The sequence below is a fragment of the Puniceicoccus vermicola genome (assembly GCF_014230055.1).
Classification (GTDB): Bacteria; Verrucomicrobiota; Verrucomicrobiia; order Opitutales; family Puniceicoccaceae; genus Puniceicoccus; species Puniceicoccus vermicola.
In genome coordinates this window covers 1-25,625 of the sequence record NZ_JACHVA010000118.1, presented here as the reverse complement: position 1 = coordinate 25,625, position 25,625 = coordinate 1, and the positions used below count along the sequence as shown (strand labels likewise).

16 protein-coding genes and 1 pseudogene are annotated in these 25,625 nt (G+C 53.4%); 16 read left to right on the top strand and 1 reads right to left on the bottom strand.

Translation table 11 applies throughout. From position 1 onward, the window contains the following. The first annotated feature begins 6 nt into the window (after positions 1 to 6). The 16 genes from H5P30_RS15040 to H5P30_RS14965 all read left to right on the top strand — a co-directional run bounded on the left by H5P30_RS15040 (position 7) and on the right by H5P30_RS14965 (position 24,691). On the top strand, positions 7 to 3,426 hold the full coding sequence (locus H5P30_RS15040) for a TAT-variant-translocated molybdopterin oxidoreductase (RefSeq protein ID WP_185693739.1): 3,420 nt from the start codon (positions 7 to 9) through the stop codon (positions 3,424 to 3,426). Between the two features lie 28 nt (positions 3,427 to 3,454). Next, the gene (nrfD, locus tag H5P30_RS15035; RefSeq protein ID WP_185693738.1) at positions 3,455 to 4,909 is read left to right on the top strand and encodes an NrfD/PsrC family molybdoenzyme membrane anchor subunit; all 1,455 of its coding nucleotides are present in this window, start codon (positions 3,455 to 3,457) and stop codon (positions 4,907 to 4,909) included. Then, complete coding sequence (locus H5P30_RS15030) at positions 4,909 to 5,454, top strand: DUF3341 domain-containing protein (protein ID WP_185693737.1); 546 nt, start codon at positions 4,909 to 4,911, stop codon at positions 5,452 to 5,454. The genes nrfD and H5P30_RS15030 overlap by 1 nt, the downstream gene beginning before the upstream one ends. A 5-nt stretch (positions 5,455 to 5,459) precedes the next feature. Beyond that, entirely contained in the window at positions 5,460 to 6,113 is a 654-nt protein-coding gene (locus H5P30_RS15025; RefSeq protein ID WP_185693736.1) for a c-type cytochrome, read from the top strand. Next, positions 6,110 to 7,408: a hypothetical protein gene (locus H5P30_RS15020; RefSeq protein WP_185693735.1), complete on the top strand. Its 1,299-nt coding sequence runs from the start codon at positions 6,110 to 6,112 to the stop codon at positions 7,406 to 7,408. The genes H5P30_RS15025 and H5P30_RS15020 overlap by 4 nt, the downstream gene beginning before the upstream one ends. Continuing rightward, positions 7,401 to 7,715 (top strand): hypothetical protein, encoded by a 315-nt coding sequence (locus H5P30_RS15015; RefSeq protein ID WP_185693734.1) that lies wholly within the window; start codon positions 7,401 to 7,403, stop codon positions 7,713 to 7,715. Before H5P30_RS15020 ends, H5P30_RS15015 begins: the two co-directional genes overlap by 8 nt. A gap of 1 nt (position 7,716) precedes the next feature. Then, positions 7,717 to 7,938: a cbb3-type cytochrome oxidase assembly protein gene (locus H5P30_RS15010; protein ID WP_185693733.1), complete on the top strand. Its 222-nt coding sequence runs from the start codon at positions 7,717 to 7,719 to the stop codon at positions 7,936 to 7,938. 9 nt (positions 7,939 to 7,947) lie between these two features. After that, the gene (locus H5P30_RS15005) at positions 7,948 to 9,429 is read left to right on the top strand and encodes a cbb3-type cytochrome c oxidase subunit I (protein ID WP_185693732.1); all 1,482 of its coding nucleotides are present in this window, start codon (positions 7,948 to 7,950) and stop codon (positions 9,427 to 9,429) included. A 19-nt stretch (positions 9,430 to 9,448) separates the two neighbouring features. Further along, positions 9,449 to 10,099: a cbb3-type cytochrome c oxidase subunit II gene (locus H5P30_RS15000; protein WP_185693731.1), complete on the top strand. Its 651-nt coding sequence runs from the start codon at positions 9,449 to 9,451 to the stop codon at positions 10,097 to 10,099. Positions 10,100 to 10,522: 423 nt separating this feature from the next. Continuing rightward, positions 10,523 to 10,921: a rhodanese-like domain-containing protein gene (locus H5P30_RS14995; RefSeq protein ID WP_185693730.1), complete on the top strand. Its 399-nt coding sequence runs from the start codon at positions 10,523 to 10,525 to the stop codon at positions 10,919 to 10,921. After that, a complete protein-coding gene (locus H5P30_RS14990) occupies positions 10,918 to 11,352 on the top strand; it encodes a MauE/DoxX family redox-associated membrane protein (protein WP_185693729.1) in 435 nt (144 codons plus the stop codon). The genes H5P30_RS14995 and H5P30_RS14990 overlap by 4 nt, the downstream gene beginning before the upstream one ends. Before the next feature lie 279 nt (positions 11,353 to 11,631). Continuing rightward, the gene (locus H5P30_RS14985; protein ID WP_185693728.1) at positions 11,632 to 12,303 is read left to right on the top strand and encodes a DUF1573 domain-containing protein; all 672 of its coding nucleotides are present in this window, start codon (positions 11,632 to 11,634) and stop codon (positions 12,301 to 12,303) included. 71 nt (positions 12,304 to 12,374) lie between these two features. Next, positions 12,375 to 13,298 carry a hypothetical protein gene (locus H5P30_RS14980; protein ID WP_185693727.1) on the top strand — a complete coding sequence of 308 codons (924 nt, stop codon included), beginning with the start codon at positions 12,375 to 12,377 and terminating at the stop codon, positions 13,296 to 13,298. A 3-nt stretch (positions 13,299 to 13,301) separates the two neighbouring features. Next, positions 13,302 to 13,688 carry a hypothetical protein gene (locus H5P30_RS14975; protein ID WP_185693726.1) on the top strand — a complete coding sequence of 129 codons (387 nt, stop codon included), beginning with the start codon at positions 13,302 to 13,304 and terminating at the stop codon, positions 13,686 to 13,688. A 351-nt stretch (positions 13,689 to 14,039) separates the two neighbouring features. Continuing rightward, positions 14,040 to 14,243, top strand: coding sequence for a hypothetical protein (locus H5P30_RS14970; RefSeq protein WP_185693725.1), 204 nt, complete (start codon positions 14,040 to 14,042; stop codon positions 14,241 to 14,243). Positions 14,244 to 14,260: 17 nt separating this feature from the next. Next, positions 14,261 to 24,691: an RHS repeat protein gene (locus H5P30_RS14965; protein ID WP_185693724.1), complete on the top strand. Its 10,431-nt coding sequence runs from the start codon at positions 14,261 to 14,263 to the stop codon at positions 24,689 to 24,691. Positions 24,692 to 25,146: 455 nt separating this feature from the next. Here H5P30_RS14965 and H5P30_RS21905 read toward each other — a convergent pair. Continuing rightward, positions 25,147 to 25,625 (bottom strand): annotated as a pseudogene (locus H5P30_RS21905) (hypothetical protein); the annotation flags it as partial.

The following is a 25,625-nucleotide window of genomic DNA, read 5'->3' as shown; positions in this document are numbered from 1 at the left end:
GAGGAGATGGATAACGAATTCAACGCCCTGGAGGGCAAGACTGGTTCTCGCTACTGGAAGAGCCTCGATGATCTCGCGGACACTCCGGCATTTCAGGAATGGGCCGAACGGGAATTCCCTCAAGGGGCTTCGGAGCTGCAGGGATTCAATCGTCGCCATTTCATGAAGATCATGGCCGCCTCCTTCGGGTTGGCGGGAGTCGGATTGACGGGGTGCCGTCGTCCGAAGCACGAGATCCTTCCCTACGTGCAGCAGCCGGAAAACATCATTCCGGGCGTGCCTCAGTTCTACTCTTCATCCCACCCAACACCTTGGGAAAACGTACCGGTCGTGGTCGAGACGCACCAGGCCCGTCCGACCAAGATTGAAGGGAACCCGAGCTACCTCGCAGGCGGGGGAGCGACCGACAGCTTTACGCAGGCCAGTGTTCTGGATCTCTACGATCCATCCCGCGCCAAGCGGAATGTCCGCGGGCCCAAGAGCCTCGACCGTGCCGCCGTGAAGGATTTGCTGGCAAACTGGTCGGGTCAAATGGCCAGCACTCAAGGAGCGGGATTTGCCTTCTTGGCCGAGCATAGCACTTCGCCCAGCCGTCGTGCCCTTGTTGCGGACCTGAAGAAAAAATTCCCGAAGGCCATTTGGTCTGAGTATGAGCCGCTCGACTATTCTGCCGCTGATCGTGCCTCCGAAACCTATTGGGGGGAGCCGGTCCGGGTGATCAACGATTACTCGAAAGCCAGTCGCGTGCTGTCCGTAGGAAGCGACTTCATGGGAACGGATCCAGGTTCCACGGAGGCCACCCGATCCTTCAGCCGAGCTCGCAAGGTTGACGATCCGAAGAAGGCCGACCAGATGAACCGCCTCTATGTGGTCGAAGGTGACTTTAGCCTGAGCGGTGCCGCCGCCGACCACCGTCTCCGTCTTTCCGCTTCACAGCATGAAGCTTTCCTCATCGCCTTGGCTCAGGAACTTCTGAGTTTGGGAGCCGAAGGGAATGGAGACATCGCAGGCCTCGTTCGAGGGATGCCAGTCGACGATTCGGTTCCGCTCGATTGGGTGAACGCTTGCGCCAAAGATCTTTATGATCACCAGGGCGAATCGGTCTTGGTCGTTTCTCCGGGAGCGGAGGAGCGGGTACAGTGGATCGCCTTCTTCATTAATGAGTTGCTCGGCGCTCCAGGAAATACGCAGCGCTTGCTGAAACTTCCTGCGTCCCAAGCCGTTTCCATCCAGGATCTGGCGAAGGAACTGAAGGCCGGTAAGGTTGATACTCTTTTCATCCTCGGCGGAAATCCCGTCTATAATGCCCCGGCCGACCTCAATTGGCCGTTGGTGCAGCAGCAGGCGGGTGAAGTCGTTCGTTTCGGTTACTGGAACGATGAGACCTCGGCCTCGACCGGAACCCACCTTCTCGTCCCTCATTATCTCGAGACTTGGAGCGACGGGGAAACGCGGGATGGCACCCTCGTTCCGGTTCAGCCGATGATCGAACCGCTGATGGACTCCTTCAGCGAAATCGAAATTCTCGCCAGCCTTTGTGGGAAGACCGAGACCGACCCTTATGCCATCGTGCAGGCGACCTATGCCAAACGCTCCGGCAACGGGGGCGCGGGCTTTGCCACCTTCTTGGCGGTAGGAGTTCTTCCCGAGAGCGGCTATGATGAGATCAAGCCATCTGTGGCGGGCGGCGGAGTCATCGCAGCCCTAAACGCGAATCCGGCTCCAGCACCCGGCGTCGTTTCCGCGAAGAACCTCGAAGTTCTCTTCACCCCGAGCAGTCACACTCTCGACGGTCGTTACGCCAACAACGGCTGGATGATGGAGTGTCCGGACTCAATGACCAAGCTGACTTGGGACAATGCGATCCTCATCAGCCCTCGATTGGCCAAGGAGCTGCAGGAAGAGAGCGGACTGGAAATTTTTCAAGACCCGAACGTGATGACCGAGACCGGTCAGCTTCAGCGCAATACCGCTCAGTTTAAGCGGGGCAAGGAGCAGGCCTTGGTGGGAGTCCTTTCCGTCAATGGCACCGAACTACGTGGACCGATCCACGTTCTTCCCGGTCTGGCGAACTATACGGTCGTTGTTCCGGTTGGTTTCGGCCGTGACATCAGCGGTCCCGTAGGGCAGGGCGTTGGTTTTAACGCCTATCCGGCGATGCCTTCGACCAATCGCTGGTCGACGACTGGAGCGAGCCTCCAAGTTACGGACGAAGTCTATCCGCTGGCAAACACCCAAGAGCACTGGTCGATGGAAGGCCGCGCGCTCATGCGGGAAGGCACCGTTGAAGAATTTGCCGAATCTCCGGACTTCGTTTCCAAAATGGGGATGGAATCGCACTCGCCTCCCATCTACGGGAATGCGAAGGACATGCCTCTCCAGCAAAAGGTGACCGAGATTCCCAAGGGGGGATCCCTCTACAAGACTCCGGAGTTCACCGCTCCGCAGCAATGGGGAATGGCGATCGACTTGAACCTTTGCACAGGGTGTAACTCGTGCGTCGTCGCCTGTCAGAGTGAAAACAACATCCCGATCGTCGGTAAGGACCAGGTCCTCCGCGGGCGCGAGATGCACTGGATTCGCCTCGACCGCTACTTTGCCTCTCAGGAGAAGGATGAATCCGGGATACCGGAAGAAGTCCAAGTCGCATTCCAGGGCATGGCTTGTAACCACTGTGAACTGGCTCCCTGTGAGACGGTTTGCCCGGTCAACGCCACGGTTCACGATGAACAGGGCTTGAACGTGATGGCCTACAACCGTTGCGTGGGAACCCGTTATTGCGCGAACAATTGCCCGTATAAGGTGCGCCGCTTTAACTTCTTCGATTGGAATAAACGTTCCGACGGACATTTCTACGAAGGGCCTCTTGGACCCTCTGGGCCGGCAAAACCGATCAAGATGCAGAAGAATCCCGACGTGACCGTGCGTATGCGTGGCGTCATGGAGAAGTGCACCTACTGCGTGCAGCGGATTGAATCGGCCAAGATCAACCAAAAGGTCAAAGCCAAAGACTCTGCCGATATCAAGGTTCCCGATGGCACCATCAAAGTGGCTTGCCAGCAGGTTTGTGCCGCCGACGCCATCTCCTTCGGCGACATCACCGATACGGAATCCGAAGTCTACAAGTGGAAGCAATCTCCGCGCGACTATTCCGTCTTGGGCTACTTGAACACCCGTCCTCGGACCACCTATCTGGCGAAGCTTCGCAATCCGAACCCTTCGATGCCGAAGAAGTATCGCTACGACCAGCCCTTCGGACGTCAAAATTACGAAGAGCGTTTCGGGCATGGTTCCGGACACGGCGAGCACGGGGAAGGACATGGCCATGACAGCCACGTAGACGAGCACGGCCATGGCGCGGAACACGCAGAGCCAACCTCAGGAAAATCTGAACACTCCAATCACGGAGAATCATCCGCCCATTGACAATCAACGGAAGAGTATTTGACCCGACATGCCAACTTTAGCGGAAGCATCCGATAACACGCCACGGCCGGCCGTCCTGAACAAGGTAAAGCCGATCGAACTCCCTCGTCGGCCCCTGGTTCTCAATGATCGCAGTTACAATTGGGTAACGGAGAAGGTCTGCGGAATCGTCGAAGGCAAGACCCCCACCTGGTGGTGGATCTCCTTCGCCATTGCCGGAGGCATGGCCAGTTTCACCTTAATGGGACTCATCTACCTCGTATCGACCGGGGTAGGGGTTTGGGGCCTCGCCAACCCAATCAATTGGGGTTGGGCCATCGTCAACTTCGTGTTCTGGATTGGTATTGGCCACGCCGGAACTCTGATTTCCGCCGTTCTCTGTCTTCTGAAGCAGCGCTGGCGGACCTCGATTAACCGAACGGCGGAGGCGATGACCATCTTCGCGGTGGTCTGCGCGGGGATTTTCCCGCTCTTCCACGTAGGTCGTGTCTGGTTTGCGTGGTGGCTCTTCCCGCTGCCGAATGCCAACTGGATTTGGCCAAACTTCCGCAGTCCGCTGGAGTGGGACGTTTTCGCGGTCTCGACCTACGGAACGGTCTCCATCCTTTTCTGGTACATGGGGATGATTCCCGATTTGGGGACTCTTCGTGACCGGGCCAAGGCGACGTGGCGAAGGGTGTTCTACGGAGTGCTCGCCATGGGCTGGCGTAATTCCAGCCGTCACTGGCACAATTACGAAATGGCCTACCTGCTCTTGGCAGGGATCTCCACTCCGCTTGTGTTGTCCGTGCACACCATCGTGTCCTTCGACTTTGCGGCTTCGGTTCTCCCCGGGTGGCACACGACCATTTTCCCACCTTACTTTGTGGCGGGGGCGATTTTCTCCGGGTTCGGAATGGTCCTGACCCTGATTCTCCCGCTCCGGGCGGTCTATGGGCTTCACGACCTGGTGAACCAATATCACATCGATGCGATGTGTAAGATCGTCTTGGCCACCGGGAGCATGGTCGGCTACGCCTACATGATGGAGTTCTTCATCGCTTGGTATGGAGCCAACCCGTATGAAGGATTCGCTTTCATCAACCGTGCGTTCGGCCAGTATGCCTGGGCCTACTGGATCATGGTCTCCTGCAATGTGATCTGCCCGCAGCTCTTCTGGTTCAAGAAGATCCGCCAGAACATTGGGCTGGTCTGGATCATCTCGATCTTTGTGAACGTGGGAATGTGGTTTGAGCGTTTCGTGATCACCGTCTCTTCGCTCGCAAACGACTTCCTTCCCAGCTCCTGGGGATACTACTCACCGACGATCGTCGATATCTTCACCTTCTTTGGAACTTTCGGAGTCTTCTCCGTTCTCTTCCTTCTCTTCCTTCGGTTCCTTCCGTTGATTGCCTTCTCCGAAGTGAAGGCGCTCAGCTTGCCTCAGGCCGATCCTCACAATCATGACCATCCGCAGAATCGTAACCCGAAAGGAGCTCATTGATGTCCGTTAAAGATAAAAACATCTTTGGCATCGCGGCGACCTTCCGGACCGCACCCGATGTTTACCACGCCTGTGAAAAGGTGAGGGATGCCGGTTATACCCGCTGGGATTCTTACACACCTTTCCCGATCCACGGCATCCACCACGCCATGGGCCTAAAGCGCTCGAAGGTGCCTATTTTCACCTTCCTCGGGGGGATGACTGGATTTCTTACGGGGCTCTCGATCGTCTCCTACATGAATTTCAATTACCCACTGATCGTGGGCGGAAAACCGTACTTCAGTCCGGTCTTCCCGTTTCCGATCTTTTACGAATTGACCATTTTGCTCGCGGCCTTCGGAACCCTCGGGGGCATGTTTATTCTGAACCGTCTTCCGCGGCATCACCACCCGCTTTTCGACTACGAACCGTTTTTGAAAACCTCCGACGACAGTTTTATGATCGTCATCGAGTCGACGGATCCCACCTTCGATGAAGAGAAGGTGCGATCGGTCCTGACAGAAGCCGGTGGCGAGGACATCAACATCATTAAGGCGGAGGACTGATCACGATGCGTTACTTTTTCGCCATTTATATCGCCGTTGTCATCGCGGTCGTCGCCATCCTCGGATTCCGTGGGGATAAGAGTGAAAAGACTCCTTGGATGATTTTTCCGGACATGGATAATCAGCCGCGGTACAAGCCGCAGGCGACCAACCATTATTTCCAAGATCGCATGAACGACCGTCCGAAGCCAGCGGGTGCCGTGATTCGCGGCCAGGGCTGGGAGGTCAAAGAGACCTTCAGCGCCGATTTCGCTGAAGACTTTTCCGACTCGACCGTTTTCTACGAAGGGAAGAACGAGGATGGATCTTGGGCCACTGAGTTTCCGATCGACGTCGATAATGCGACGATGGAACTGGGACGTCAGAAATATGATATTTTCTGCAAGGTCTGCCACGGTGCTGTTGGAAACGGCAAGGGCATCACTTCGAAATACGGGGTGATTCCGGCCAACCTCCTGCAGCAGAATTATCACGAAATGCCTGCGGGCCAGATTTTTAACACCATCACCAACGGGAAAAATACCATGTTTGGCTACGGTGAGAAAATAACGCCCGAAGAACGTTGGGCCATTATTCTTTATGTTCGTGCACTGCAGCTCTCTCAGAGCGCCTCAATCGAAGATGTTCCTGCTGACAAAAGAAAGGAGTTGGGACTATGAGTGAGGCAACCACCAAGACATATTCCGGCACGATGGCCGGAGAGGGCAGCAAGTGGCCGCTTCAGATGGTCTTCCTGGTAATCGGGTTGGCCGGAATGGGCCTCGCCTTGATCGGGTTGATTCTCGGTCTCGTCAATCACGACGCCCGCCCAGTGTTGAGCTGGCTGATCGGCGTGGCTTTCTGGCTTTCGATCCTTCTCGGGTCGCTCTTCATGGTCCTGCTTTTTCATCTTTTTGATGCAGGTTGGTCCGTCATTGCCCGTCGGCAGTTGGAGCACCTTTTAGGGGGGCTTAAATGGGTCGCGATTATCTTCCTCCCGCTCCTGATGATTACCTGGTTCTATTCAGACCCCGGCATCCTCTGGAAGTGGATGAACCCTGACCACATGCTTCCTTCCGGGCACACGGTGGCGCAAGACGTTCTCTATGAGTCGAAGTCGGCTTTCTTGAACCGGTTCTCGTTTACCCTGCAGGCCTTCATCTTCTTTGGAGCGTTCCTCTTTTTCGCTTCGATGATGCGGAAGCACTCCTTTGGGTTGGATCGTGACGGTGATGCGCGTCATGTTCACGCAATGCGGAAACTGGCCGCGGCCGGGATCTTCGTCTGCGCCTTGTCCGCTACCTTCGGTGCGATCAACTGGTTCATGAGCTTGGAGTACCACTGGTTCTCGACCATGTATGGGGTTTGGTTCTTCGCCGGATGCATGCGCTCCGCGATCGCCGTCCTCCTCATCATTCTCTTTTTCCAGTCGAGTCGGGGAGATCTGAAGGGCATTCATAACGAATCCCACAACTACCTCCTCGGGTGCATGGCGCTGGCGTTTACCGTCTTCTGGGCCTACATCAGCTTCTCGCAGTATTTCCTAATCTACCAAGCGAATATTCCGGAAGAAACCTTCTGGTACAAGATTCGTCACGTGAACGCGGACGGAGCGACCAACTCCTGGTGGTGGATCGGCCTCTGCCTGATCTTCTGCCACTTCCTCCTGCCATTCCTTTTCCTTCTCTTCTACAAGACCAAGGTGAAGGTGAAGCTAATCCTCTTTGTGGCGAGTTGGATTTTGGTTTTCCACTTGGTAGACCTCTACTTCAACATCTTGCCTACGAAGATTGCCCCGGCTGACAACATCCTGAATTACGAAGTGCGTCAGTTCTCGATCACCTTCTGGGATCTGTCCATGATCGTCGGCCTCGGTGGAATTGTCCTCTGGGCCTATCGCAAGAGCCTCTCCGAAAACAGTCCAATTCCGCTGCGCGACCCGCGGATCGACGAGTCTATTCACTGCCATGAGTGATTCTGAAATCGAAACTTCCTGGGGAAATCGTACCCTGTCCGTCATCGGCGGGGTGGGGTTCATCCTCCTCTTCCTCTTAATTCTCTGGCTGGCCTATCTACCGTACCGGCCGGAGCCCATCTCCGAGGTCCTGGCCGAGACTCGCCTGCAGAACCTCCAAGAGATTCGCAATGCCAGTGCGGAGGTCATCGACTCCTACGGAGTGGTGAATCCGAATGAGGGGATCTACCGGATCCCAGTCGAGGAGGCTATGAGATTGACGGTCGAGCAGTACCGGACATCTTCCTCCGAGAAGGAATCCGAATAGTATGCTCGAGTGGAACAACCTGCTGATTATTGCCGTCTTGGTTCTCGCCGCCGCGCTTTTTGCCTCGGCGGTGTATGCCCTTTTTTGGGCGGCGAAGAACGGTCAGCTGGACAACTTCGAGAATAGCGCGAAATCCATTTTTACAGAAGAAGAGCCGGAAGGGGAGGTCATTGACTCCTTTCCCGGCAAGAAAGCCTCGGCGAAAAAATCGCCAAAAAAATAGTCCATTTGAATGTCAACCGAATCTGTCACCATTGAGCCTCCTAAGCCGGCTGCCGAAACCAAGGGCATTTACGGCAATCGTTCGGCGGATGAGCGGGTCGCCCTCAGTGTAATTGACTCGTCGATGAAAGTCGGCGGCGTATTTTTCGTCTGCTGTGGAGTCGCCTGGCTTTTGATCGGATCCCTTCTGGGGTTTGCGGCTTCCTTTAAACTCCACAATCCCGATTTCCTCGCCTCGATCCCGGAGTTGACCTTCGGCCGTGTTCGTTCTGCCCACCTGAACGCCATGACCTACGGTTGGGCCAACAATGCCGTGTTTGCGGTGGGTCTCTGGATCATGGCACGCCTCTGCCGGGCTCCCGTCCGTCACGGTGGTCTCCTGATCATTGCCGGAGCTATGTGGAACATCGGTGTCTTGATCGGCGTCCGAGGCATCCTCTTTGGCGACATGACGTCGGTTGAGTGGTTGGAAATCCCAACTTACATTACTCCGGTTCTTGCCCTGTCATACGCGTTGATCGGGGTCTGGGGTATTCTTGCCTTTCATCATCGGAAGGGGGAGCACGTCTACGTCTCCCAGTGGTACATTCTCGGGGCGCTCTTCTGGTTTCCGTGGATCTACACCGTGGCGCAGATGCTCATCTTTTTTGCTCCGGCCCGTGGAACCGTGCAAGCGATCACCAATTGGTGGTTCGCCCATAACGTTCTGGGTCTCTGGTATACTCCCGTGGGTTTGGGCGCGGTTTACTACTTGATCCCCAAAATTCTGGGCCGTCCGATCCACAGCTATTACCTTTCGATTCTCGGGTTCTGGTCACTCGCCTTGTTCTACAACTGGGCAGGGGTTCACCACCTGATCGGTGGCCCGATTCCCCTTTGGCTCCAGACGGCCGGGATCGTCGGTAGTATCGGAATGGTCATTCCGGTGGTCGTCGTCGCGGTGAATCACCATATGACGGTGACGGGATGTTTTCGGCAGGTCTGGAACAGTCCGACCTTACGGTTTATTGTCTTCGGGGCGGTTTCCTACACCGCCGTCAGTCTTCTTGGCTCAATGATGGCCATTCCGGAAGTCAACGTCGTCACCCACTTTACGCACTTCACCGTTGCCCACGCCCACCACGGTGCGTACGCGTTCTTCACCATGGTGATGTTTGGTTCCATTTACTTTATGGTTCCACGCCTCATTCAACGGGAATGGCCGTCTGCGACGTTGATCCGCATTCACTTTTGGACCTGCGGACTCGGTGTCGGAATCTACATTGTCGGACTCTCGATCGGAGGCTGGATGCAGGGGATGATGATGAACAACCCGGAAATTCCCTTCCTGGAAATTGTTCAATACATGGTTCCCTGGCTTATGTCCCGGTCCGTCGCTGGTATCCTCATGACGATTGGGCATTGCGCTTTTGCGATCAACGTTGCCTGGATTCTTCTCGGGCCGAAAGTAGCTGAGCCGAAGGTAACCTTCGCCAAAAAGGCGACCGCCTAAAATTGAAGAAGACGATCCGATGAAGAATCTTCCACTCCTTTTCCTGGGCATCTTTTTCACCGTGGCCTTTTCCTGGTCCGGATTGATCCTTTCCTCGCAGATCCAGTACGGCGGATTGACGCCGACCACGGCGACCGAGAACGAAGAAGGTGTTCCCACTCCGGGTGAAACCCTGTATCCACGGACCCCCTCGGGGATTGCCGAACAGGGTAAGCGGGTATACATCCGCGAAGGCTGCATGTATTGCCACTCCCAGCAGGTCCGACCACAAGGCTTCGGGGCCGACTTTGAGCGCGGTTGGGGCCCAAGACAGACCGTCCCCCGGGATTATATCCTCCAAGACCGCGTCCTTCTCGGAACGATGCGTACCGGTCCGGATCTAGCCGACGTCGGCGGACGCGGATTGACAGCCACTTGGCATCACCAGCACCTTTACAATCCGCAGATCACCTCTCCTGGGTCCATCATGCCTCCTTTCGCCTACCTATACGAAGTGCGCAAGATCGACGGAAAGCCGTCTCCAGACGCCATCCCCGTATCCGAGGACACCGGATACGCACCCGGCCCCGGCTACGAAGTCGTCCCAACTGAAGACGCCAAGACCCTCGTCGCCTACCTCCTGAGTCTCAAGGTGAACTACGAGCTGCCCGAAGCGAAGTTCACCGAGTAAGATTTCGCCAAAGTAGGGGAGTAGCTTCAGCTGCCCCCATCCCGCGTCGTTTTCGCTTAGGTTTCTCAGTAGCCTCTCCGTCCAGCAAGGCCGCGCAGCTAAAGCTGAGCGGGTACTTTACTCTGCTATTTTCCAGTGTGAGCCAATTGGATCTACGGCATGGACATAGCGCTTCGGCAGTTTCGTCGAAATCCAGATGAATTTCTGACCTCCAAAACCTTCCCTTAATCATCCTCGAAGTAGTTCGGTCTTGTGGGTGGCGGAGCAGCAAGTCTAGGATTATGCGATGAGTCGGAGGCCTATTGAATCTTGAGACGCCGTTTCAGCGGTCATGTGTTTTCTCTCATGACTTTGGCGGAAGAAAAAATCGATGAAGATAAAGCATCTTGGAGCTAGCGAGTGATCGGAGGAACAAAGAGTCTCATGAGGTTTCTGGAGCTTTTGTTGATCTCCGGTCTGGTCGCTGGAGTTGGGTATTTTCTTCAACCTCTGTCGAGTGACCCTTACCAAGTGACACTCTCGGAATTGCGGTCAAGCCCCGGGTTTTCCGAGATTCTCTGGCTCGACGCTCGATCCGCGAACGATTACGAAAGCGACCATGTTGAGGATGCGGTTCATCTAAATGAGGATGCGTGGGAAGACGGTCTGGAACAATTTGTCGAGGTTTGGGAACCGGGTAGGCGGGTCGTAGTTTATTGCGACGATCAAGCCTGCGGCTCGAGTCAAGCGGTCGCTGAAAGGTTGCGTAAGGAATTGCTGATCGAAAAGATTTTCTTCCTACGAGGCGGGTGGAGCGTTTTGAAAGAACAGGAGGATTGGTGAAGAGATTTGGCGAATATTTCTGCCGAGTTCTTCTTTCCGGCGTTCTGGCCTACGCAGGAATCGTTAAGCTCCTGGATCCGAACGACTTCCTCTCGGCCGTCCTTTCGTTTCGAGTGCTGTCCGGTCTTCCCGCTGGTGTAGCGACCTATTGGATTCCTGCTTTGGAGGTCATTCTCGCCGTAGCCCTCTGGATCCCGCGCTATCGGCTTGTCGCTGCTGCCGCTTCGACGCTTCTTTTGGTGGCATTTACGGTTTTGATTGGGGTCGCTTGGGTTCGGGGAATCGATCTCACTTGTGGTTGTTTCGGGAAGGTGAGCGAGGGTTCGGCCAATTATCCATTTCTCTTGATTCGCGATCTCGTGTTGGCGCTGCTGGCCGCATGGCTCTGGAAGATTGCTCATTCTGGGTTTTCTCGTGAGGAGGACAGGTGAAAATCTAATTGCCAGCGTCATTCCCGAATGGCACTAGTTAAGAGGTTGTATGGAATGGGAACCTCCCCACCCCCGACATAGTCGGGGGTCCCCCCTCTCCTACTCGTAGGAGGGGAGTCAGGAAATTACAGAAAGACTCCTCCCCTGCTACAGGGGAGGGGGACCGTCGCCAGACGGTGGAGGGGTTCCTCTTCAAAAGTCGTGAATATCAAAATTTCCCCGCTAAAACCCTTAAACTAGTGACATTCGCGTCATTCCCCTCCATTACCTCTACCGAGTATGCTCCGAAAATTGACTTTCCTCAGCCTTTTGTCCTTTCGCCTGGTTTGCTCTGTCCACGCTGATGGGGAGTTGGAGTGGGAGTCGAAATCACTGGTCTTGGAATGTCCGGTCGGGGCGGAGAAGCTGACCGCCGAGTTTCGTTTTCAGAACTTAGGGTCCGAAGCGGTAGAGATCGTTGCGGTTACTTCCAGTTGTGGCTGCACCGTGCCGGAACTCACGAAAAAAATATACGAGCCTGAAGAAGAAGGAACATTGAGTGCCATTTTCACCATTGGCGATCGTACCGGGCCCCAGCGAAAGGTGCTTCAGGTGCGCACCCGCGTGGTCGGTGAAGAGACAGAATCTCGAACCAGCCTTTCGTTTCGCACAGACGTCCCGCAGGCGGGCTCGGTTCAACCGCGGATGATTCTCTGGCGTGTTGGAGAAGATTTTGAGGCGAAACCGGTGCGGATCGAGTCTCAGCCGGGGTTTTCGTGGCGTATTGCTGAGCCGGATAAGGAACTGCCGTTCGAGGTCTCGAGATCCGAGGAAGATGAGGTGGGTGTTGACGTTCTCTTGCTTCAGCCAAAAGCGAATGCGAGGCGAATGAAGTCGTCGATTACGGTCGAGTTTCTCGATGAGGAGGAAAATGTCGTGGGCGAGTCGAAGGTCTTTTTGATCGTTCGTTGAGAAGGCGTTTGCTCTGCGAACGCATCCTTTTCGATTGCCATTTCGAGCAACTTTCCTTTTTCCCAACGCCGATGAATCGATGGCTGGTTTGGACAATCTGTGGAATCAACGTGTTGTTGGTGGCCTTTCTCGGTTGGAGAATCCTTGGAAAGGAGAGGCGATCTCGACCTGTCCCAATTCAGACTCGCCAAGAAGAACATAGTGTTGAAGCCCTGGAGGATGCCAGTGAGTCGGTTCGGGTAGATCTTCTGGCCGGAAATTCTGACAAGAATACTGATTGGCTGGGTATCCTCTCAAGGCACCCTGCCGTTTCTTCCGAGATATGGTCTGCGAACTTCGACGAAACCCTTCAAGCTATCCAGGAATCCATTGTCGAATCACCATCCCCGCTCGCTCGACTGCGGGCACGCGAGATAGTTTTCAATCGATTCGGAATGGTGCCGGAAGTTGCGCCAGTCCTCTTACAAGAATGGTCTCGGACGGTCCAAGACGAGCAATTATCGAGCGCGGAAAGAAGGAGCGCTTTGGTTCTTCTCGTCAAACTGATTCTAAACCGTTCGGAGGGTCTTTCGAAAACAGGGTTTGTATCATTCTCGAATGCCCTCTCGACCGCATCTGAGGAACCCGGGTTACTTCCGGTGGTTGTGGAAGGGTGGGGCGTTCTCCAACGTCGCGGGAGGAGTGATGTCGCCTTGCGAACCTTTTCGGCGGAGGACATTCAGAATCATTACGTAGCTTCCCCCCGAGCCGCCGCTCTCGATCTGCAATACTTGAAAGTGTTCGACTTGATCCATCCAAGTGCCGGATGGAGGGATTACCGTGATTGGCTCGGATCCAAATTTCCAGCGGTTCGCCAGGAGGCGGCCCGACAGATTCAACGAACGGGAACCGCAGATACAATTTTGTGGCTACGATCAGAATCCTATGAGGATCCGGATCAGGAATTGATTCGCTTGAGTCTAATTGAATATTTGGCTTCGCAAGGAATGAATTGAACCATGAGTACTTCGAACTCCATATCCGCTGATCCCATCGAAATTCAGAAGTGGCGTCGGCGATTTTTTATTCAGCTAGGGTTGCTTCTGGTTTTATTGGTTGGTTCTGGAATTGCCTTCGTCCTTGCCGTTTCCGGCGACCAAGAGCCTCCCATGACCAAAGAGGAAGTGATTGAAGGCGGAAGGCTTCGCGGAAAAGCTTTATTTTGGGAGTGCGAGGAGTTCGGCCCGCATCTCAACTATTCGAAGGAGGAGTTTCTTTCAGTCCTTAAAAAAGAACGCTATGAGTTTCCGGGGATTCCGGCGGAATACCTGGAGGACTACGGAGGGGCAATGTGGGATGAATACACTCGGTTGAAGGAAGAGCGGTATTCACAGTTTGGTGATTGAATTGATTTATTGATTGAAGCAATGGAAGTCACATTGTTCTGTCACCTACTTGAGAAAAATTGGGCGCAGATTTTTCGTCCCGTGGCCGGACTATAGATTTCGTAGGCCGGACGCAAAATCGTCGAACTTCACCTGCAAAAGAAGATCGCGTGAGGTTAGGCTGATATTTTTGGAGTTCGAGTATGGGGTGTGGGGGATTTACCCAATTGCGAGATATTCTTCTTCGATGCTCTGTATAACTATTGACAGATTTCAGACTAGTTTTCTTGATTCCTTTTCAATTCTCTTATCGATCAAAACGGTGAGAATAATTTCCTCTAATTAAACATTTGGCCTCCCCTTATACTGCTGATGAAAGCGACATCTCGCCTGATTTTTCTGTTATTCTCTGCTCCTTTGATTGCCTCTGCCGGTGAGACCGCAGCTGGCACGGTTATTGAGATATCCGGAATTGGATCATTCGTTGTGATCTCCTCGCTCTTTCTGTCTTGGAAGCAAATGCCGGAAGCGGCTCGATCTTCGATCCTGCAAACACTCTTCTTCTGGAAAAAATGAACCTTTGGAGACAATCCATGAAGGTTTCAACAGTTGAAAATATTCTCCGCCTCGGCGGAGCTTTTTTTTGTTTCGCTGTTCTATCGAGCATCCCTTCTTATGCGCAAGTATCCTTGCCCTATGAGGTCGATTTTGAAGAGGTGGAAGGCTATTTCGTCGATGACCTCCCCTTGCCGTTCATTGTAACTGGAACGGCGTCGGTCACCACGCTGGATTCCTTCTCTGGTTCGCAATCCGTTCTACTCTTGCCGGGACAAACCGGTGCAGTTCTCGATCTATCTTTTAATGGAGCCGCCGTTTCGTCGATCCAGTTCGTCGACTTTTTTCTCAAGCCAGTATTTACTCCGACCGCAAGTCTCCCGGCTTTTGCCAATCCCGGATCTGTAGCGATGACTGCAGTGGTAGGGGAATCGGATGGGGTTGTCGGAGAAGTCTGGGCTGCTAATGGTGCTGGTTTGGGCGATGCAGAGTGGCTTGAAACAGGTTGGGATGTTTCCGCGACTGAAGGAACTGCTGATCAATGGATTCGTTTTACCTACCGCCTCGATTATGCAGCTGGGCTTTGGGATTTGTATTTGAACAATTCCCTCGTTCTCGCTGACCTGACTTTCCTCGATTTATCGGCAACGAGCCTCAGCTCCTTCCAACTGCGGGGAGATTTGGATAAAGATATTTTCTTCGATTACTTTTATGCGGGCGGGGTCAACCCACTGTTCGAGGACGAAGATCAAGACGGAATCGATGATGACTACGAATCTTCTCACGGGCTCTCGACCAGTATCGATGATCGCGATGATGACCCGGATTTTGACGCTCTTTCCAATATCGAAGAGTATCTCAATGGGCTTTCGGCAGGGTCTTCGGACACTGATGGTGACGGCATTCCCGATGGCATTGAAATTGCCGAAGGAACCGATCCCTTAGTTGCCGACCGGGATGGTCTTGCGTCATTACCTTTTTCTGAAAACTTTGAGTCCGATGTCATAGGTTTCGTTCCTTTCACCTCTTTCAACACGCCTTTAGGAGGAGCTTCGCTTTTGGTAACGGACCAAGAAGTCGCACCAGAGGGGCTTAAAAGTCTACAAATTGAGAATTTCGATGATGCAGACGGTGTAGTTCAATACTTCGCGGGTTCAGGCGAGTCCGTCATTTGGCTCGATTTTAATGGTAGGCTCGGGTGGTTCCCGGACGGTGAGGTTCCAGAAATTAGTAAGGGTAGTGCGGGCGTCTTTTATCAGCGAGAAGATGGCCGATTCCTTGCTCTGGATGGGCAAGGTGATGGCGGAGGTGTCTATCACTCCGTTGGATCGGAAGCCGATCCCGATTCTTGGAGAAGGATAACGGTCCGTCTCGACTATGGTTCTCAGAGTTGGTCTCTCTGGGTTGACGACGTGAGAGTTGCTTCCGAATACGGATTCGCTTGGAACAGTCCATACTTGAGTCGGTTTAAGGCAACGGGGGTTGCTGGTTCCGAGATTGGTATCGATGCCGTTTCGATTTCGACGGAGGAGCCGCTAGGCTTAGATGATGACGGAGACGGGATGGATTCCATGTGGGAACGGCAATTTGGACTGGATCCGGATGATCCGTCGGATGCGGATCTTGATAGTGATGGTGATCATTGGATTGCGGTTGAAGAGTATCGCTTAGAACTGGATCCTAACTCTCCGGAAGCCTCGGTTCTTCCCTATTTTGACGGTTTTGAGAGGTATCCAAACGGAACGAACCTTGATGGTCAGAATCAATGGGTACTTCCTCTTGGGACTGGGACCGCTGTGCCAGGAAGGCAAGAGGCGTTTGAAGGTGCTCAAAGTCTAGGGCTCGCGGGATCCGCAGAGGGAACAGTTGTCGCGGAGAATCACTTTATGGCTCCATTCGAGAATATTGTTACCGTTCGAATGGTCCTCAAGCCTCAAGGAATATCAGGGAATGGTCCTGAGATCACTTCCGACACGACTTCGGCTTTCTTTTTCAATCAAGACGGAATTTTAACGTATTATGACGGCAGCACAGAGAATTGGACGCCATCAACTCATGGGGCAATCGATTTCGAAAAATGGCAAAAGGTCTCGATGGAAATGGATTATTCCGGAGAAACGTATTCAATTTGGCTGAACGAGGCGGTTTTAGTTGAGGATGTTGCATTTGCATCTCCAGCGGCTGAGTTCAAAAAACTCCGTCTTATTGAGACTTCCGAAGAAAATTCCTGGATTGATGGCATTGCGATCTTTCCTTCTGCCGAACGTGACTTTGATGGCATGGGAGATTCTTGGGAAATTCTCCATTTCGGGGACCTTTCTCAGAATGGTGAAGATGATTACGATGGGGATTCCCTCTCAAACCGGCTTGAATATGAGTACGGGACAGACCCAACCTCGACGTCTGATTCCGAACCCGATGGAATGCCCGATGAATGGGAGATATTCCATGGTCTAAATGTAGGCGTAGACGATGGGGATTTGGACAAAGATGGAGATGGTCTCAGTAATTTGCTCGAATTCCAAAATGGAACGAATCCAACGGATATCGATTCTGACAATGATGGATTGTCGGATGGACGGGAAATCGAAGTAGGAACACAGACTCTCATTATGGATTCGGACGGTGATGGTTTGTTCGACGGAAGCGAAGTGGATCTATTCGGGACCAACCCTCTTCTCAAAGATTCCGATAGCGATGGATTTAACGATCGGATGGAGCTAGTTGTCTATAATACCGATCCGAACAACCCCGGTAGTCGGCCACTTGCCTCCGGCCCCATCACAAGTCCTGTAAATGTAGATCCTCCGGCTGGGACTTCTTACGATGTTTACTACGGAGTTAAGCCAGGCGGCGGATATAGGTTCGGTAGACTGATCGAAGTATCAATTCCACGAAAACCCGTTGGCCGCGGATGGGCTGTTTCAGAGTCAGAATTTGTCCCTGATTATTCTGTAGCCTCACAAGAGCTCTATTACAGTGCTCTCGGATCGAGCGCTCCACACGATGAGGTCTTTATTTTCACAACTCAGGAATTTCCCTTCTGGCCCGTTGGCAAGGGCTGGGTGACAGGAACGAATACGATTCATGCTGATCTAAGTATTCCTTCACGGGATATTTATTCGTCTCCACTGGATTCACCGACCGAACTTATTTTCTCTAACTCTCCTTCGGGGGGAGAACGAGTCGGAAAGGGGTGGATTACTGGAGTAAATAGGATGGAGCCGGACTATTTTGTCCCCTCGCAGACGATATATTATGGTCCAGCTTATGTGGGCGCAACCACTTACACTTATAGAACGGAATCACTTATCCCCAATCACCAGGTAGATGCCGGTCGAGGATGGGTCGTTTCTGACGATAAGATCTCTCCAGACTACAGTGTGAGCTGGTACACCGTATACGACGGGAAATTGTCCCTGTTCTCTCCTCACAACGCCGTCTCTACGCTTTACAGGAGCGGTGGTGCGAACGGTCAGGTCGAAGGGGCTGGTTGGATTACGTCTCCCTTCACGTTTGATCAATCTGATGTATTTTCCGATAATCCTTCCGCAATTTGGGCCTATCAGAACGGATTCGATTTCTATAACGATAAGGTCGTCAACACCGCGAAAGGTCGGAACGGAGATTTCGACAACGATGGATTCTCGAATGGCGAGGAATACCAAGCGGGGACGGACCCGAGGGATCCAAATAGTTCGCCAGTACATGGCTCCGGCGATCTGAATGAATATCTGGATTCCGACGACGACGGATTAATTGATCTCTTGGAAATTTCCATCGGCACCGATCCCTATTACTTCGATACAGACGGAGATCTCCTTCCCGATGGATTCGAACATTATAGCGCTCATTTGGATCCACTGGTTCCCGAGAATAATATCCATCTCGATTTCGATGGAGATGGATTGTCGGACTTTGAGGAGTCCAATTATGGCACCAATCCGGATCTTTGGGATACCGACGGGGATGGAGTCTCTGATGGAATAGAAATGGGTCTGGGATCGAATCCACGGGACTATAGCGAAAAACCGTTCGTCCCTTCAGATTTTTACGGCCCGGATCTAGATGATGCCAATGCCGAACCGATTGGTGATCTCGGAGGCGGCTATGGTGCGAGTCCATCTCGATACTCGATCGAAGGAGAAATCGGAGATCATTCGGGGTCTCATTCGGAACGGTGGCGGCTTCAGATCGGAGAGTTCCATGCTACTAGCGATGGGTTTGGAATCGTTTCGGATTACGATCTAAACCTTCGCAGCGACCGATATTACGAGGTTTCTCTACACCATGAAGGAACCAATGCCGATGAGCCGGATTACGATTACACCGCAACTGTTGATCCTACCGGGTTTGTCCTTGTCGATATGGACGGTCTTTTGGGAACGGTCGACGACAGCTTTGGCTGGTCCCAATCGAAAGCCTACTTGGTTCCGATTGGTGGGATCGGCTATTCCGAAAGTTATTCCGGGGGAGACGCGGTTGGCCCTCGCTACCGTAAGGTTGCACTGAATGGCCGCCCGCTCTCCGACGAAAAACCTGAGGAGGAGGACGAGTCAGATTCCGCCGAAGAAGAAACCTATGTGGATGCGTTCGATCTCTCTCTCCATCACGATACCTCTTTAGTCTATGTGCCTGTCGGTGCCAGTGACTTTGTCTTACAGGTTAACGCATCTTCTCGTGAGACCAGTTGGTCGAACCGTTCCGGATTGCGTCCTCATGAACAATTGACGCTCCCCTTTGGGGTGGGGTGGAACTCGAATCTCTGTGCCTACGTGGAAGTGGTTGAGGTCCTCGGGGACAACACCGACGACCCCACCACGGTCAATGTCATCGATGAAAACGGACGTTCCCAGCGTTTCGGAACCCCAGACATGGAGACATTCTTTCCTTGGCCGTCTTCCCGGGTCGATCGGAAAACCTACTTGAACCAACTCAAAATTTCCGAAGATGGCGAGGAATTCACCCTGATCAAGAAATTTGGCACGGAGGTGAGATACCTGAAGTCGGATGCATGGTTTATGTATACGACGGACCGAGTCGGAGGTAGCTATAAGGTTCGCCGGCACACTTACTGGCGTCTTGATGTGGCCAAAGACCGTTATGAAAACCAGATTAAGTATGACTACGGCACTTCCGGAGTCTCATTGATCCCAGAAAGAATTCGGATTTTGGATCGGACAGATTCTTCCGGTGATTTTCAGGATATTCATATCAACCGAAGTGAGGATGCTCGCCGAGTTGAATCGATCGCTGACCCCCGGGGAAATGTCATTTCATTTGATTATACCCTGACGAATTCGATTTCCGGTTCAACGAGTGATCCGGTTGATAGTGACTCTCTCTCCTATGAATATCCGACACTTGATGAAGTTCACTTCCCAGATGGGACCTCTCGCTCGTATACCTATGAAGTCGCCTCTGACCGGGAGTATACAGATTCGCGTACGACTTGGCACTACCATGCCAACCTGAAGACGGTAACCGACAAAAACGCGAATACCTATACCTTCAATTACGATTTTGACCGCACGAAGGAATATTATTCCGGTGGTGGAGGGATAACAGGGATTCTGATTCCGCGCACGGCAATGCCGGCCGACATCTACGATGCAGCAGCGGCTATCCTGAATTCCGGGCCGACACAGGGGGGCAGCGGATCCGGCTCTTACAAGAAGCAATACGGTCTTCCCCGCCACGTTTCTTCGGTGGTTCTCCCGGGTGGAATTGGCACAAGCACTTTCTCGAAAACTGAGGATACACTGGTTAAGTTTGGTCGCGAGTTCGAAGCCACTTCGGGCACAGTCGTCACCGATGTTCTCGATAACGAAACCACCTACGCTTTCGAGGGAGTTCACGGGGAAGTTGTCGACGACGATTCGGTCGGCAGTGCGGTCTCGCTCGAATGGATGGTCTATTACACTGAGATGACGATTACCCATCCGGATGAGCTGGGGACCGAGTCTTTTGTCTTCGACCTGCCCTCCGGTCTGAGTCTGAGAAGCATGACGGATTTTTCGGGGAACACCACGACTTGGGATTATGAGGACGCGCTGGATCCCGAGCATATTGTGCCGGTGCTCGAATCGGAACCGACATTTATGACGACTTGGGCGGACCCCACTCGCAAGACCGATGCGTTGGGTCGTGTCGAGACCTATCAATACGGAAATTACCGAGTGATGTCGCAGGTGGTTGATGTCTTCGGAACAACAACGGAGTGGACGGTTGATTCATTGGGGCGCCGGATCGATAAGACCGTTACCGGCCGTCAGTCAAATCCTCTTCTCCGGGAAAGCTACACCTATGATAATCCTGCCTTTCCGGGTTTCATGACCTTCCAGGCAACCGAGGCTTTTGCCAACCGGAGCGGGAAGGCCTGGGAAGAGGATTTGGTGACCCAATTTGTTCCCGACGAATACGGAAGAGTTCTCCTGAAGATTGTCGATCCAGGTGGGTTGGATCTTTCCACCGAGTACACTTACGACCAGAATAACAACCGGGAAAGTGTCGAAGATTCCCGGAGCTATACGACCAACTTCTATTACGATTCTCTAAATCGCTTGATCCGCACCGATTTTCCGGCTGCGGGCACCTCAAACGGTATTCAGGTCACATCGGTGCGTCGCCTTTACGACCCCAGAGGCAATCTCGTCTGTGAGGTCGACGAAGAGGGTCGTTACACTTTTCATGAATACGACGAATTGTCCCGCCGCGTGAAAACGATTCGCGACATGGACGATTCAGGATTGCCAACGCTTCCGTCAATCTCAGAGCCGCAGATTTTGGAAATCGGTAACCGCGGCACCGCAACCGCCCAAGACCTCGTCACCGAGTTCACCTACAATCAGGTCAACTCTCTTACGAGCACGAAGGACCCGCGGGATGTCATCACCCGGCATTTTTACGACGCAATCCAACGGGTGCGCCACACTTATTCCAACTTCTCTCTCGGCGACGCCGATGAGGATGGCGTAGAGTCTGGGAGTTCGGTCTACTCGGATGCGGATAAGACTCATACCGAATATCTCTACCAAACGGAGCGTAATCCGGGTGTCAGTGCCTTCGACTCCGAGGGTTTCAAACCCACGCAAATCATCCAGCATGACGCAGTGCAGGGAATCTCGGGAACTTGGACTCTCACCAGCGATTTCTTCTACGATGCGGACTATCGTGAGGTGGAGAATCGCATTGAATACGAGCCCGGCCAATTTGCGGAGACGACAACCGAATACGGAAACATTCTGAATGGGAAAGAAGCGCTGGTAATCACGATCACGGATCCGATCGGCAAGGTTTCAAAATCGTTCCGCGACGGTTTGGGCAGGGTGGTCGAATCTCGCGATGCCGTCGGCAGTGCCGATCAAATCGTGACCGAAACTCTTTACTCCAGCACCGGCCTCGTCTGGAGGACCATCGATCCGCGGGGCGCACGCACCGAGAGCGACTACGATGCGGCGGGCCGACCGGTCAAAGTGTGGCAGCCCGACCCCGACACCGGCCTCGTCTCGGCGGCTACCTCACCCATGACGGAAACGATCTACGACGATGCCGGCAATGTTCATCAGAGCATCAACCCGCGCGGCAAGGTTTGGATCTACAATCATGATGCCCGCAATCGCAAAATCAGCGAGACGGCACCGGCTTTTCTCGACAAGGACGGCCTATCCAAGAACCCCGTTACCGTATTTTCCTACGACGGGGTGGGGAACGTTATCCTGAAGCAGGATCCGCTGGGGTTGGTGACTACGACGGATTACGATCACGCCAATCGCCCCTATCTCGCCACGACCTCGGCTGTGCCCGTCTTTAATTCCGATACGGGAACCGTTTCCTCAGAAGTGCTGCAGACCGAGACCGAGTATGACGGGAATGGAAACCCAGTCCGCGTCACAGACTCGAACGGAAGCCGAACCGTAAATTTCTACGATGCCCTGAACCGGATGACCGCCTCCGCGACCAACCCGGACGACGGCGACCCCTCGACCACGGAGGGTGCGCCCTCCCCTGGGGATATCGTGGTCTCCTACCTCTACGACGACGCGGGCAACCGCATTCTCGTCGAAGACGGCGAGGGCGCTCTCACCGCCTTCCGCTACGACGGCATGGGGCGTAACACACGGACCATCTGGGATTTCGGCTCGGAGCTGCAGAGAACGAAGACGGTGAACTTCGACGAGGTCGTCATGACCTCTCGGACCGACGAGAAGGGGCAGGTCACCAACTATTTCTACGATGATCTTCATCGTCTAGAAGACGTTTCGAACGTCGGTCGTTCCGTCGATAATCGTCATTACGAATACGATAATAACGGCAACATCCTCTCGATTTCCTACCCGTATGACCCGGCCACGCACCGTGAAGTCGTGAATGAATTCGACTTCCTGAATCGTGTCACGGAGGAAACCTCGGCTGGAGTGACCCACGGTTACAAGTACGATAAAGCGGGGAATACCTTGGAGGTCACTTACGGACTCACTAGCCGTCAGATCATTTCCACCTACGACGATCTGAACCGCCTCAAGACGATGACTGAAGGCGGTCGCGCGACCGAATATTTTTACGACGAAGACGGCAACGTCACCCGCAAGGAACTTGCGAACGGAGTCACCGTCGAGAGCGTCTACGACCTTCTCGGTCGCAAGAAAACCTCGACCAAGACGGCCCCGGGGGCGACGGATCCTTTCTCCTCCTACACCTACGCTCACGACGGAGTGGGGAACCTCTGCGAAATCCAGGAGGCCTATCCGGGCGGTCAGCTTACCTACCGCGAGGTGCGCAATGCTTACGATCACACCTATCGCCTCGACACGGAAACGATTCTCTCCGGTGGGATCACCACCCTCACCGACTACGATTACGACGACGCCAACAACCGCATACGCAAGGGTCTTACGGAAGGGTCCGACCCTGAAGAGGTGACCACGTATGAATACGGCGACGGGTCTGCCGTCAGCGGAGGCAACAGCAATCAGCTTGTCCGCACGATTCTGCCGGATCAGAGCGAGGTGACGTATACCTACGATGCCAACGGCAACCGTAGAACTAGGACTGAAGGCGGAAATATCGATACTTACCATTATGACTACGAGAACCGCCTTCTTTCTCTCGTTTACCAGACTGGAGATAGCGACACCGGAACTTACAATTATGAATACGACCACCGCACTCGCCGCGTCGTTCGCGACGAAAGTGCGATCACAGGCCGGGAGTTGCACATCGTCTCCTTCTCGCACGGCCTTTCTGTCCAGGAGCATATCGACGTCGTCAGCGCGACTCCCGATGTCGAGTATATCCGCGGTTCCGACTACGGTGGGGGGATTGGTGGACTCCTTTACAGCTTACGTTCCGGCACGCCTTCCTTCAAACACTACAACTCGCGAGGGGACGTGGTCGCGGCCACCGACGCCTCCGGTTCTTTGACTTACCAGGCTGCCTACGAAGCCTTCGGCAAACACGGCGACACCCCGACTTCGGAAGAGTGGGGCACCAACCCCGATCCGCAACAGGCCAATACCAAAGACGAAGATCCGACGGGTCTTCTCAACGAAGGCTTCCGCTACCGCGATTTGGATACCGGCACCTTTATCACGCGCGATCCGCTTGGATTTATCGACGGCCCAAATGTTTATACTTACGTCGTTCAGAATCCGTGGACGTTCTTCGATCCGCTGGGGTTAAGTGTCCAACATCGCTATGACGATGAGGGAAATCTTGTTGGCCATGACGTAAATGGTCACTACTACTCCCGCAAGGAAACTGAAGACGGAGTCGAGTATCAGCATGACGACGGAACAGTTTTTCACTCAGCAAAAGATGTGCTTGATGATTCTGCTCGACGTGTGGAAGATAAGAAGTGGAACGGGGTTCCAGCGGAGTATCGAGATATAGTTTCCTCTTCTACGGGGATGGCCAGGTTTCGCCCGGATGAGGTCAATGATATAACCGGTGAAATGTCGGGTGTTCGGGATAATTTTACCGGGAGTCCTTTTCAAATGAACGATATGAGCCCGTTTCTTTATCATTCGACCGGAATAGCTTTTACTGTCGAAACGGGATTATCTCCACTCATAGTTGCTCCCGCCCCGATGGCAAGCGGAGATATCACAGTGTATGTTGGTATGTTCGGGAAAGACGGGCTAAATATAGTTGTCACTGGCGGCGGAAACCTTGGAATGCCGGGAGTTGTCGGAGATAAGAATGATGCTCATTTTGGAGCGTATTCGGGCGCGGGGCTAGACGGTCCATTTATCTCGAATTCTCGGTCAGTGGGAGAGTTTAAAACCATTAACAATATATCTTCAGGCAATGTCGGTTACGGTGCATTTAGTGGTTCTTTCGAGTTCGGGAGAAGTGATGATGGTAGCATTCGCAGTGTTTCCGGCGGTATTTTCATGCCCAGCGTTTGGGCGGCGGGAGCGAATATCCATAATTATACTAGTGAAGAAGTGTATTCTACCGGTGACTGAGACATCGTAGGTTGATTTTCTTTTGTAAGGTCATTGATGAGATCAGAAAGATAGATTTTATGATTTTCAGACTAGAAATTTTTGTATGGCTGATAGTGATAGCTTTTATGTTTTCCGTGTACCTTGGTCGATATTTTTGGGTGTGTAGGATCTTCGATAAGGGAAATGGCTATTTGATTAAGTCGTGGATACCCTTTTGCAGTGTATTCATTCGGGATTCGGATGTAGTTTTTTTTGAAAGGCGTGGTTTTCTTGGAGCGATTTCAATCGTATTTTCTCATCCAAGATCTATTGCAGTAGGTGCTTTTACAGGGTTAGAACCATATTGGGTCATCAGACTTGAGGATGGTAGATGTGTAGGTGCTGGAAGAAGCAGTTTTTGCCATTATTTCCCCCGATGGGTTGGCAGGTTTAGCGATTCGGGGCGTCCAGACGGAGGGGATACCAGAAACACGTCAAGTCTTGATCTTCGACAAATCCCTCCCCTCACACTCCGAGAACTCCCGCGTCCCCGGCCAACGGATACGAATCGGCGCGTTTCGACCGCCCCCCGAATCACCCCCTGCCTTCCCCGTCCGGCCCTTTGGATTGGGGAGGGTCCGCGTCTTTCGCACAACAACTTTATGTCCAATCCCGCCATTATCCTTCCTGGAACTCGCAGGCTTCGTTCGGAAGGGGCGGGTTTTGACATAAAGTGGGGTTGTGCGAGTTGCGGACGGAAGTGGGGCCGGGCCGGGGAAGGCAGGGGGTGATTCGGGGGGCTCCGTTGTCTTCGATTCGGAGACTCCCCGGTGTCGCGGCAATGTTCCCTCCAGGGCTTCGCCCTTGCGCGCTCCTTTGTCGCTTTGCCCGAGGGTTAGCTTCCGCATCGGATTCCGATGCTCCAAAACATAACGGCACCCCGCGCCCGGCGGCAACGGCCATCCGCAGGGCT

What these genes read in the sequence shown, in the direction of transcription:
- H5P30_RS15040 (WP_185693739.1), top strand. Translation starts at nt 7, where the DNA reads ATGGATAACGAATTCAACGCCCTGGAGGGCAAGACTGGTTCTCGCTAC.
- H5P30_RS14995 (WP_185693730.1), top strand. Translation starts at nt 10,523, where the DNA reads ATGAGGTTTCTGGAGCTTTTGTTGATCTCCGGTCTGGTCGCTGGAGTT.
- H5P30_RS14980 (WP_185693727.1), top strand. Translation starts at nt 12,375, where the DNA reads ATGAATCGATGGCTGGTTTGGACAATCTGTGGAATCAACGTGTTGTTG.
- H5P30_RS15005 (WP_185693732.1), top strand. Translation starts at nt 7,948, where the DNA reads ATGTCAACCGAATCTGTCACCATTGAGCCTCCTAAGCCGGCTGCCGAA.
- H5P30_RS14975 (WP_185693726.1), top strand. Translation starts at nt 13,302, where the DNA reads ATGAGTACTTCGAACTCCATATCCGCTGATCCCATCGAAATTCAGAAG.
- H5P30_RS15010 (WP_185693733.1), top strand. Translation starts at nt 7,717, where the DNA reads ATGCTCGAGTGGAACAACCTGCTGATTATTGCCGTCTTGGTTCTCGCC.
- H5P30_RS14970 (WP_185693725.1), top strand. Translation starts at nt 14,040, where the DNA reads ATGAAAGCGACATCTCGCCTGATTTTTCTGTTATTCTCTGCTCCTTTG.
- nrfD (WP_185693738.1), top strand. Translation starts at nt 3,455, where the DNA reads ATGCCAACTTTAGCGGAAGCATCCGATAACACGCCACGGCCGGCCGTC.
- H5P30_RS15000 (WP_185693731.1), top strand. Translation starts at nt 9,449, where the DNA reads ATGAAGAATCTTCCACTCCTTTTCCTGGGCATCTTTTTCACCGTGGCC.
- H5P30_RS15025 (WP_185693736.1), top strand. Translation starts at nt 5,460, where the DNA reads ATGCGTTACTTTTTCGCCATTTATATCGCCGTTGTCATCGCGGTCGTC.
- H5P30_RS15015 (WP_185693734.1), top strand. Translation starts at nt 7,401, where the DNA reads ATGAGTGATTCTGAAATCGAAACTTCCTGGGGAAATCGTACCCTGTCC.
- H5P30_RS15020 (WP_185693735.1), top strand. Translation starts at nt 6,110, where the DNA reads ATGAGTGAGGCAACCACCAAGACATATTCCGGCACGATGGCCGGAGAG.
- H5P30_RS15030 (WP_185693737.1), top strand. Translation starts at nt 4,909, where the DNA reads ATGTCCGTTAAAGATAAAAACATCTTTGGCATCGCGGCGACCTTCCGG.
- H5P30_RS14965 (WP_185693724.1), top strand. Translation starts at nt 14,261, where the DNA reads ATGAAGGTTTCAACAGTTGAAAATATTCTCCGCCTCGGCGGAGCTTTT.
- H5P30_RS14985 (WP_185693728.1), top strand. Translation starts at nt 11,632, where the DNA reads ATGCTCCGAAAATTGACTTTCCTCAGCCTTTTGTCCTTTCGCCTGGTT.